Genomic DNA, 10,535 nt, shown 5'->3' on the forward strand with positions numbered 1-10,535 from the left:
CTTGAGCTCCACGATGTGCCGCCGTTTGTTGTCCATGAGTAGCGTGGGCCAACGTTGCCGTTCGGGTTGTAACGGTATGTGGACAGGACGATTGCGGTCTGGGAAGCTCCGGCACTGACACGGTCCGCGGCAACCGACAAGTCATAGAATCGGTTGTCCGCACTGGAGTCTGAGTTTACGAATGTCCACGTGCCGCCAGACTCCAGGTTGTTGGTATTGCGGCCGATGCGGATGCGACAGGAGTCGCTTACAAGCAGGCAGGCGATGTACACGTACTTGTCTGCGCCTGCGCAAAGAGCCGGTTCGCGGCGGTCAGAAGTTATGTAGGTGAAATTGCCCCAGGTCTGGGCTGTGTCCTTGGAGCTCCAGAGGTACACGTTGTTGCTCGTAGTCTGATATCCGACAAAAAGGTGCTGGGGGTTCTCAATATTCCGGTCTGCGCACAGGTTGCGAAGCGTATCACCACTCTGAACTATCTGTCGCCAAGCGAAGGTTCCGCTTGGGGGGCGCTGTCGCTGGACCCATAAACCACCGTCGGTCCCAGAGCCCTTATACAGTAGGAAATGATACAGCCAGTCGCCATTTGCATCTGAACCAACGCGCAGAACGTAGTCTCCTATTCCTCCAGTACTGGTATTGCCATAGAAACGTCGGATGATACTCCAGGTTCCGCCGCCGTCAGTTGAACGCCAGACGGTCACAGTATCCTCGTTCGTACCGGATGGATCAAGCACGCCAACGTAGATGTCGCCGTTTACTGACGCGTCTGAAGACAGTTTGCCCCAAGTCGGCACAGTGCTGGTCGAACCGATAAGCGTGTCGGTCCCCCAGTCCAGAAATGGGGGCAGTACGGTGGCCGCATCATCTTCGGTACGTTGCGGTGCGGGTTTGCCTGATATCTTGAGATAGTCTGGTTCACCGGGATTCACCTCGGTTGACTGACCCATGATGCTGTTGTCGTCAACCGGGGTCAGGGCTGGCGGAAGGCTGAACCAGGGATTGTGCTGCCCGGGCGGTGGGCAGTGCTCGGTCCCGCTGGCCAGGGTCAGCGGGACGGTTGCGACTAGGGCTGCAAACACTGTCAGTCGCTGCATAGGACCTCCTTTTGTGTGCAAACGAACGCCTGATACGATGAGAGTGTAGACCCGTCTGGTCGTGTGTCAAGCCTTGCATACGACCCGAGAACCGACATAGAGCAAAGGAGACAGGCCGGTCGTGCCTGGCACGACCAGAGGATTGGTTCCACCTGCCGGATGCTGTCATTCTGAGCGACGGCGGAACGCCGGAGCGAAGAATCTCGCCTGAGAGACCCTTCGACTCGCTTCGCTCGCTTAGGATGACACAGGGGTCCATATCGGTTCTTGGGACGAAAATCGGACATTGACGCTTGAGGTCTTGTCAGTATAATTACCGCCTTTCGGCCGCGGTCCGGAGTCAACGTAGTGAGTATCTCCAGGCCCGCTATACCAGCACCATGCAAGGATATGCGGCAGACGCGGTTCGAACTTCTGTTCCAGCCGAGATTTCGTAAGGAGGAAAGATGACCACGATTCTGAAGAAGGAGATTGTAGCTCCGGGGATAAAGCGGTTTGAGCTTAGTGCGCCGGACGTGGCGCGTAAGGCAAGGCCCGGCCAGTTTGTTGTCCTGCGCGTGAATGAGCAGGGAGAGAGGATACCCTTGACCGTCGCCGATCTGCGGCCAGATGACGGGGTCGTTGTCATCGTGTTTCAGGAAGTAGGCAAGTCCACCAGGCTTCTGGGCACGCTTGAGCCAGGTGACACGATTCTTGACTTCATTGGTCCGCTGGGTCGCGCCTCGGAGATCGAGAAGTTCGGGACAGTGGTGTGCGTTGCCGGCGGAGTTGGTACGCCTGAAATCTACCCGGTTGCCCGGGCACTCAAGCAGGCCGGTAACCATGTGATTTCGATTCTCGGGTTCCGCAGTATCGGACTGCGGATGATGGAACAGGAGATGACCGCCGTTTCAGATGAGCTGATTGTGACGACTGATGACGGATCCTACGGGACCAGGGGCTTCGTGACCGATGCCCTGAGAGCGGTGATTGAGCGCGGAACCAAGATTGACCGCGTTTTTGCAGTCGGGCCGGTTATCATGATGAAGATGGTGTCCAAATTGACCGAGCCTTACAGGATTGCGACAGTTGTAAGTCTGAACCCGATTATGCTCGATGCAACCGGGATGTGCGGGGTCTGCCGAGTGGAGGTGGGAGGCGAAACCAAGTTGGCGTGCGTAGATGGGCCGGAATTCGATGGACACAAGGTTGACTTCGATCTGCTGATGAAGCGACTGAAGGTGTACCTACCGGAGGAGAAACGGTCGCTAGAGCTTTTTGAAGCCGAATGCGGCAGGAGCGGGTGTTGTGGCGGTACTACCAGGTGTCAATGAAGACCAGGTGTCGGACGGTAGATAGCAGAATGCAACGTGAGCGGGAGGAGACACAATGGCTAAGGTGAACCCTAAGAGAACACCGATGCGTGAGCAGAATCCTAAAGTAAGGGCGCACAACTTCGATGAGGTGCCGTACGGCTACACACCCGAGGAGGCAATTGCCGAGGCGCAGCGGTGCCTACAGTGTCGGAAGCCTTCGTGCGTGAAGGGCTGCCCGGTTGAGGTGGATATCCCGGGCTTTGTCGGTCGGATTGCTGAGGGTGCGTTCCTTGAAGCGATGAAGATAATGAAACGGACTAATGTACTGCCCGCCATCTGCGGTCGGGTCTGCCCTCAAGAGACCCAGTGCGAGGGTGAGTGCGTCTTGGGCAAGAAGATGGAACCGGTGGCTATCGGCAACCTGGAACGATTCATCGCGGACTGGGAGGCAGAACAGAAGGAATGCGTGATGTGCGAGAAACTGCCGCCGACCGGTAAAAAGGTAGCCGTTGTCGGTTCTGGGCCTGCGGGTCTGACAGTGGCCGGCGACTGTCTGAAACTGGGGCACGAGGTCGTGATATTTGAGGCGTTACACAAGCCGGGCGGGGTGTTGGTTTACGGGATTCCTGAGTTCAGACTGCCCAAGGCGATAGTTCAGCGCGAGGTCCAGTTTGTGTGTGACACGGGTGCCAGGCTCGTGCTTGACTACGTAGTGGGGAAGACAAGGACAGTGGACGAGCTGCTAGCCGATTTCGACGCGGTCTTTATCGGTACCGGTGCTGGCCGACCCTGGTTCATGGGTATTCCGGGTGAGAATGCGCTTGGCGTTTACTCGGCGAACGAGTACCTGACAAGGTCGAATTTGATGAAGGCGTATCGGTTTCCAGAGTACGACACTCCGATTGTGCGCGGCAGGCAGGTCGCAACCATCGGCGGCGGCAATGTGGCGATGGACTCGGCTCGGACTGCGCTGCGACTCGGGGCAGAACGCTCGATGGTAATCTACCGGCGTTCAAGAGAGGAGATGCCAGCCCGGGCCGCGGAGGTTCACCATGCCGAGGAGGAGGGTATTGAATTCCATTTCCTCACCAACCCAGTGCGGTACGTCACCGATGAGGAGGGCTGGGTTAGAGCGGTTGAGTGCCTGAGGATGGAGCTGGGTGAGCCGGATGCTTCGGGTCGTCGCCGGCCAGTGCCGGTCGAGGGGTCGGAACACCGCATTCCAGTAGATACAGTGGTGGTCGCTATTGGCAACGGGCCGAACCCGCTGATTCCTCAGACTACGCCCGGTCTTGAGGTCGCCAAACGTGGCACAATTGTGGCAGACCCACTGACCGGGCGTACTTCCAAGAGAGGCGTTTTCGCCGGCGGGGATATCGTCATTGGTGCCGCGACAGTCATCCTCGCCATGGGTGCGGGCCGGATTGCTGCGAAATCGATTGACGACTACTTGAAGACCGGCATATGGTGAGCAGCAAACGACAGGGTTTGTTATTCGAGGTTCAGCGCTGTTGTGACGAGCAAGGCAGGTGCAGATGAGCAGAAGTGATTTGGTCCGTCGGCTGCGCAAGCGCCGGATAGGGGTGTTGATGGGTGGTTGGTCCAGTGAGCGCGAGGTCTCGCTGCTATCCGGGCAGCGTGTTATCCAGTCGTTGAACGATCAGGGCTTTCATCCAGTAGGCATTGACATCACGCGAAACTTCGCCGAGCAGATAGCGAAGGCGAAGATTGACATAGCTTTTGTCATCCTACATGGTCGGCCGGGAGAGGACGGCACGATTCAGGGGTTTCTTGAGCTGAAGGGCATCCCCTATACCGGTTCCGGTGTGACCGCTTCGGCCATCGGGATGGACAAGCTGTTCACGAAGATGCTGTTTCGGCAGGCCGGGATTCCGACACCGGACTTCGTGGCAATCAGTACCGAGGAGGAGATTGAACCCGGCCTAGTCGAGGCTGAGAAGCAGTTCGGGTATCCGATGATCATCAAGCCGAGGAACGAAGGCTCGAGCGTTGGTATTGAACTGCTGACCGGCAAGCGCGGCGCTCTGGACTGCTGTCTGCGTGCACACCGGGGGTATGGAGACTTCATCATCGAGCCTTTTGTTGCCGGCATGATTGCTACCGTGGGCATTCTTGAAAACGAGGCACTGCCGATACTCGAACTCGTGCCCAAGCGTCAGCCTTTCTATGATTACCGGGCAAAGTATACCAGGGGTGAGACCGATTTCGTGGTTCCGGCGCGACTCGATCCAAAGACCGAGAAGCGGATTTCCGAGCTCGCACTTAAAGCGCACAGTCTGCTCGGGTGTCGAGGTTTTTCGCGACTTGACCTTGTCGTGCAAGATTCAAAGCATCCCTACTTCCTTGAACTCAATACTCTGCCGGGGCTGACCGCTATGTCGGACTTGCCGGCCGAGGCCGAGGCGGCTGGCATCTCCTACGACGAGCTTGTCTTTCGGATTCTAGCTCAGGCACTGCCATAGGTTGACAGTTGTGGTTTTTCGGATAGTATTCCGGGAATGATTCGCGACCGAAGAAAGCGGCGGCACTTCCATATTCGGCACCGGGTAGCGGGCACGCCCAGTCGGCCCAGGCTTTGCGTCAAACGGAGCAATGCTAACATCTTTGCCCAGCTTGTTGATGACACCCAGGGCCGGGTGTTGACGGGTGTCTCTTCGCTTTCGCGCGAGATTCGTGATAAGAAACTTAAGCGAATCGAGGCCTCAAGGGAGGTGGGGAGGCTGGTTGCGGCCAAGGCTAGGGAGATGGGCATCAGCAAGGTCGTTTTTGATCGGGCCGGTTACCGCTACCACGGCCGGGTGAAGGCGGTCGCCGATGGTGCGCGCGAGGGAGGATTGCAGCTTTGAGAGAAGAAATTGTGGGCGAGATTGGTAACGGTTTGCCCGAGCAGGAGCTGATTGAGCGGGTTGTTGATATCAAGCGGGTCTCAAAAGTTGTCAAGGGTGGCAAGCGGATGAAGCTGTCGGCCGCGGTTGTTGTCGGTGACGGTGCCGGTCAGGTCGGTCTGGGACACGGTAAGTCGTCGGAGGTTGCTGCCGCGGTCCGCAAGGCTACGGCCCGGGCAAGAAAAGACATGGTCCGAGTGGCGGTGCGGGGTCGGACGATTCCGCACGAGACGAGCGGCAAGTTCCGAGCCAGCCGCGTATTGGTAAGGCCGGCCGCAGCCGGAACCGGACTGATTGCGTGCAGCCATGTCCGGGCCGTGCTGGAAGCAGTAGGCCTCCGCGACGCTCTGTCGAAGTCTCTGGGCTCGCGTAACCCGTACAATACTGCCCGAGCTACGATTGAGGCACTCAAGAAACTCAGGACTATTGACCAGGTGGCGCAGGCGTGCAACAAGCCGATCAGCCACTTTGTTAGGAAGGTACAACGGGATGGGACAGGAACTGACTGAGCCTTCCGTACCGACGCGGCGGCTCAGGGTTACGTTGGTCAGAAGCCTGATTGACCAGAAGCCTGGAGTTGAGCAGACGTGCCGGGCGCTGGGGCTGCGCCGCCGCGGCGCTTCCCGGCTCCACCGGGACGAACCGGCTATCCGCGGTATGATATTCAAGGTAAAGCATCTGGTGAAGGTGGAGGAGCTGTGAAGCTCAATAGCCTGAGACCGGCGGCCGGAGCCAGACGACGGAGGAAGCGAGTTGGCTGTGGTCCGGGGTCAGGTCACGGCAAGACGTCGGGTCGCGGTCACAAAGGCGCGGGGCAGCATTCGGCACCCGAGTTTGATGCCCGGTTCGAGGGCGGCCAGATGCCGTTCTACAGAAGGATTCCGAAGCGCGGCTTCAACAATCCATGCCGGTCCGAATACGCAGTCGTGAATCTTGCGGACCTGGCCGGCATTGACACCGATCGAATAACGGTCGGTGCACTCCGCGAGCAGGGGCTTGTTGACCGGGACCGGCCGGTGAAGATTCTGGGCACGGGCGAGGTTACGAGGCCGGTAGTTGTGTCGGCTCACGCTTTCTCGAAATCGGCAAGGGAGAAAATCGAGAAGGCCGGTGGTAGGGCCGAGGTCGTGCCGTTGAGTTCCAGTATCCAGCCGCCAACCACCTGATGATCGGCAGCGTCCCCAACATATTCAAAATTCCGGACCTGCGGAAGAAAATACTGTTCACCCTGGCGATGGTAGTGGTGTACCGGCTCGGCAGCCACATACCGACTCCGGGAATCAACGCTCAAGCTCTGGCCTATCTGCTCGGCCAGTTACGTGGTACGGTTTTCGGGTTGTATGACATTTTCGTCGGCGGTGCCCTGTCCCGTGCTTCAGTGTTTGCGCTCGGAGTCATGCCCTACATTTCGGCTTCAATTATCTTCCAGCTTATGGGCTCGGTGTTTCCATACCTTGAGAAGCTGCAGCGGGACGAAGAGGGACGCAAGAAGATAAACCAGTACACCCGTTATGCGACTGTGGCCCTGGCGGTGATTCAGTCGGTCAGTATTGCGGTCTATCTCGAATCTCAGGCGCCGACCCAGTACGGTCCGATTGTGCTGAATCCAGGCCTGTTCTTCCGGCTAATGACCATATTTACTCTCACCGCGGGTACGATATTCGTGATGTGGCTCGGCGAGCAGATTACCGACCGTGGAATCGGTAATGGCATCTCGTTTCTAATTCTCGTGGGCTGCCTGGACTCGACGCCCTCGGATATCGGCCGGACATTTGCGATGGTAAGGGCGGGCGAGATTTCCTGGCTTGCACTGGTAGTGATTGCCGCGCTCATTTTCGCAATCTACGCGGCGGTCGTACTTCTCACGATGGCGGTGAGGAAGATACCAGTTCAGTATCCTAAGCGCATCGTGGGCCGGAAGATGTACGGCGGTCAGTCAACACACATCCCGCTGCGGGTCGTGACCGCGGGGGTCATTCCGATTATCTTTGCCCAGAGTCTGGTTGTGTTTCCTTCGACCCTGGCAGGCTTTATCAAGCTGCCTTTTTTCCAGACGCTGAAGGAGATTCTCAATACTGGCGGGTGGTTGTACAGCTTGCTTTATGCCGGCCTAATTATCTTCTTCACGTACTTCTACACCTCGGTGGTATTCAATCCCCGGGACCTTGCGGACAACATGCAACGCTACGGCGGGTTCATCCCGGGTATCCGACCAGGTGAGAACACCGCGCTGTACATTGACCGCCGACTTTCGCTTCTGACCCTGCCGGGTGCTGTTTTTCTTGTCATCATGGCGCTGTTGCCGCTGTACCTGATGAGCGTTTTCAAGGTGCCATTCTATTTCGGTGGTACGACGCTGCTTATTATCGTCGGGGTGGCACTGGACACGCTGCAACAGATTGAAGCGCATCTGGTGATGCGGCACTATGAAGGCCTGGTTAAGGGCGGCAAGTTCCAGGGTCGAAGATTCGGATAAACAAAGGAATAATCACGCCCTGACAATCGTAGATACCTATGGGTGAGCCCCAGGGCAGCTTGCCGGACTTGGAACTAGTCCGCAAGACGCAGCGAGGCGACATCTCGGCATTTGACGAACTGATGATGAGATACAACCGGGCAGTCTACCGGCTAGCTTACTCGATAGTTAGGAGCCACGCCGACGCATCAGATATCTCTCAAGAGACTTTCATCCGTGCCTATCGGGCAATCAGCCGGTTTGATGAGCAGTACCGGTTCTACACTTGGCTGCACCGCATCTGCGTGAATCTGTGTCTTAACCACCTCAAGCGGGTCCAGCACCAGAAACTTGTGCCGTTGCCCGGTACTGATACCGAAGGTGAATGGCAGGACCTGCCCGACCCGGGCACATCGCCCTCAGACATGGAAATCAGACGAGACTTGGACCAGGCACTCAGGAAGTTACCCTCGGACCAGCGCGCGGTGTTTGTCTTGCGGGTCAAGGAGGAGTTGAGCTATAATGAGATTGCCAAGATGCTCGGAATACCAGTTGGTACCGTGATGTCGCGTCTTTCCCGGGCGCGACTGCGGCTTAAGGAGCTGCTGAAGGACTACCTGCCAAGATGATGAAACGCGAGTGCATGGACTGCTCCGAACTGCTTGGACCATACCTGGATGCGGAACTGGACGATATGCGTCGGCACAGGGTGGCAGCGCATCTCGAGACCTGCCCGGAATGCCGCAGGGAACTGGCTGCGCTGGAAGCGCTACACAGACTCGTGAGAGAGAAGGACACCGGGCCGACGCTGGCTGATGATTACTGGGACTGGCACCGATTTCAGGTCTGGAAGCGAATTCGGACAGGTCGCAGACCAGAGCGCCAGCCGGCAGCAAGGCACGGCCTCTATTTGTCTCGACTTGGCATTGTGGCGGCCGGTGTTGTGGTCGTGCTCGTCGTTGTAGTCGGCGGTTGGCGACTCGTGCAGATTCAGACCTCGACTAGGCATGTCGAGCCAACAGGAGTACTCGGCAACGTCGAGGACGAGGCCTATTTCGGAGGTAAACAAGGCCAGCCGTTCAGCAAGAAGGAACGGATGGCAACTGAGGACTCGGGCGAAGAGGGGCGGGTGCTGGCGACCGCTAAACCGCAGTTGCCACCAGCCCAGACCAGTGCGGACCGTGAAGGTTTACTTGAGACTGAAAGCAAGGGCTCGGCTGGGAAGCCCGGTCCCGGTCTGGGTGGCGTGGTAGCCGCCGGGGAAGCAGAGGCAGCACGAACCGGCTCGGCAGATGCGGCTCCGGCCGGCCGTGGGGCTGCGACAGGTCTGACCAAACCCTTAGGGTCCGGTATGGCCGAGGCTGGTTCGTGGGCAGATGTGCCGCTGTCTGAGTGCGAACAGGCACCGGTGCTAGTCGAAATAGACGACCTGCCATTTGTGGAGCCGGAAGATACAGCGACCGTACTGCTGCGGGCGCTGGTTGAGCCGGACGGCTCTGTATCCAGAGTCGAGATCAGCCGCTCGAGTGGCGTGCGACTTCTCGATACGATTGCTCTCTACAACGTGCAGCGGGCCCGCTTCGCACCGGGGATTCAGCACGACAGGAAGGTCCGTTGCTGGGTTGAGGTGATCCGGACTTTTGAGCCCGAAGCTAAGCCGGAAAAGAGAGACATACCGTCGGAGAACACTGGCAAGTAGCCCAACAAATAGGGTAGACTACTGACAAAGTAGACCGGACGTGACCGAACTATGGGAGCATCCCCAGATTTCCGTCGCGTGGCGGGGCAGGTGCAGGCGGAAGGCCTGATGCTTTTGACAGACAAGCAATCAGCCGACACCGCGGGTGTAATGACACGGTAGGTCGTACTCATACCGGTGGTGTTGTTAAACCCGCCGGCATTAGGGAGGTCTCTGACTAGCGACCGGACCAGGCGGTGATTGACACGTTGTTGGGCATGGGGCCGAGTCCTGGGGGGGCGCTGGAGCAGAAAGTACGGTTTCGTCACGCGGCATTCTGTGGCCCGGAGGGAACGGCATAACCGGCGATGGCTGCTGGCGCTGGGGTTCGAGTTGGGACCTTGTACGGAGAAGGTTTGCTCCTGTTCCTCGACTCAGGCTCAGGCGTGCGCGCACTTGTCTGTTTCGGATTCGGCTCACCTCGGATGCTCGGCCAAGTCAACGTCCGAGGTCTTGTCAGTCAGCTTTCAGAGCCACGAAGAATGCGGCCGACGGCTTCATAAGATGAGATGCGCGGACTAGTCTGAATGTGACATTCCGCCATCCACAGGGTCGTCTGGTACACTGCCTGCCCTGCTGTTTGGCCTGCGGCTTGGCTCTTTGCTTGCCCTGTTCCTTGTCCGACTGCCTGGCTCACTGTTTGGGCAGCCGCCTCAATCACCGCCTGACCCGATGTCTGCCCCGCTGCCTGTCTGGCCGCTTGGCTTGCAGCTTGACATACCGCGTGGCTCACAGTCTGCCCATGGGCTTATCTCGCAGCTTGGTCCGCTGTCTGGGCCGCGGTTTGCCTTACTGCCTGACTCGCAGCTTAGCCTGCCGCCTGGCTTGCGGCCTGACCTACGGCCTGACTCGTGGTCTGGCTTACCGTCTGCCTTACTGATCAGCCTCCTGGGTGCCTAGCTTCCCGCGCCGTGACTTGGCTTGCAACCTGACTTGCCCAGTCCAGCGTCGAGGTCTTGTCAAATTCTGTGGAAATAGATTCGGCGGTGTAGTAATAGCTCATGCTAGTTTGACCTCGACTCCGTCATGGTACTTGGCTCCAGCAAC

The 10,535-nt window shown here is 58.1% G+C and carries 11 protein-coding genes; 10 read left to right on the top strand and 1 reads right to left on the bottom strand.

The annotated features are described in order from the left end of the window. Nucleotides 1-1,094, bottom strand: a 1,094-nt coding sequence (locus ABIL25_09560) for a hypothetical protein (GenBank protein MEO0082515.1), incomplete at its 3' end; no start/stop codon positions are given. 446 nt (nt 1,095-1,540) lie between these two features. Between ABIL25_09560 and ABIL25_09565 the strand changes: the two genes are divergently transcribed. From ABIL25_09565 to ABIL25_09610, 10 genes are all read left to right on the top strand, one after another. Further along, on the top strand, nt 1,541-2,407 hold the full coding sequence (locus ABIL25_09565; GenBank protein ID MEO0082516.1) for a sulfide/dihydroorotate dehydrogenase-like FAD/NAD-binding protein: 867 nt from the start codon (nt 1,541-1,543) through the stop codon (nt 2,405-2,407). A gap of 55 nt (nt 2,408-2,462) precedes the next feature. Further along, entirely contained in the window at nt 2,463-3,860 is a 1,398-nt protein-coding gene (gltA, locus tag ABIL25_09570; GenBank protein MEO0082517.1) for an NADPH-dependent glutamate synthase, read from the top strand. A 64-nt stretch (nt 3,861-3,924) separates the two neighbouring features. After that, nucleotides 3,925-4,872 carry a D-alanine--D-alanine ligase gene (locus ABIL25_09575; protein MEO0082518.1) on the top strand — a complete coding sequence of 316 codons (948 nt, stop codon included), beginning with the start codon at nt 3,925-3,927 and terminating at the stop codon, nt 4,870-4,872. 36 nt (nt 4,873-4,908) lie between these two features. After that, the gene (rplR, locus tag ABIL25_09580; protein MEO0082519.1) at nt 4,909-5,256 is read left to right on the top strand and encodes a 50S ribosomal protein L18; all 348 of its coding nucleotides are present in this window, start codon (nt 4,909-4,911) and stop codon (nt 5,254-5,256) included. Further along, nucleotides 5,253-5,804, top strand: coding sequence for a 30S ribosomal protein S5 (gene rpsE / locus ABIL25_09585; protein ID MEO0082520.1), 552 nt, complete (start codon nt 5,253-5,255; stop codon nt 5,802-5,804). Before rplR ends, rpsE begins: the two co-directional genes overlap by 4 nt. Beyond that, entirely contained in the window at nt 5,785-5,997 is a 213-nt protein-coding gene (gene rpmD / locus ABIL25_09590; GenBank protein ID MEO0082521.1) for a 50S ribosomal protein L30, read from the top strand. Before rpsE ends, rpmD begins: the two co-directional genes overlap by 20 nt. Continuing rightward, entirely contained in the window at nt 5,994-6,461 is a 468-nt protein-coding gene (gene rplO / locus ABIL25_09595; protein ID MEO0082522.1) for a 50S ribosomal protein L15, read from the top strand. Before rpmD ends, rplO begins: the two co-directional genes overlap by 4 nt. Further along, entirely contained in the window at nt 6,461-7,771 is a 1,311-nt protein-coding gene (gene secY, locus ABIL25_09600) for a preprotein translocase subunit SecY (protein MEO0082523.1), read from the top strand. Before rplO ends, secY begins: the two co-directional genes overlap by 1 nt. A gap of 38 nt (nt 7,772-7,809) precedes the next feature. Next, nucleotides 7,810-8,379, top strand: coding sequence for a sigma-70 family RNA polymerase sigma factor (locus tag ABIL25_09605; protein MEO0082524.1), 570 nt, complete (start codon nt 7,810-7,812; stop codon nt 8,377-8,379). Next, on the top strand, nt 8,376-9,449 hold the full coding sequence (locus tag ABIL25_09610) for a TonB family protein (protein ID MEO0082525.1): 1,074 nt from the start codon (nt 8,376-8,378) through the stop codon (nt 9,447-9,449). The genes ABIL25_09605 and ABIL25_09610 overlap by 4 nt, the downstream gene beginning before the upstream one ends. The last annotated feature ends 1,086 nt before the right edge of the window (nt 9,450-10,535 follow it).

The organism is candidate division WOR-3 bacterium, assembly GCA_039801365.1.
Lineage (GTDB): Bacteria > Hydrothermota > Tepidihabitantia > Tepidihabitantales > Tepidihabitantaceae > JBDRUN01.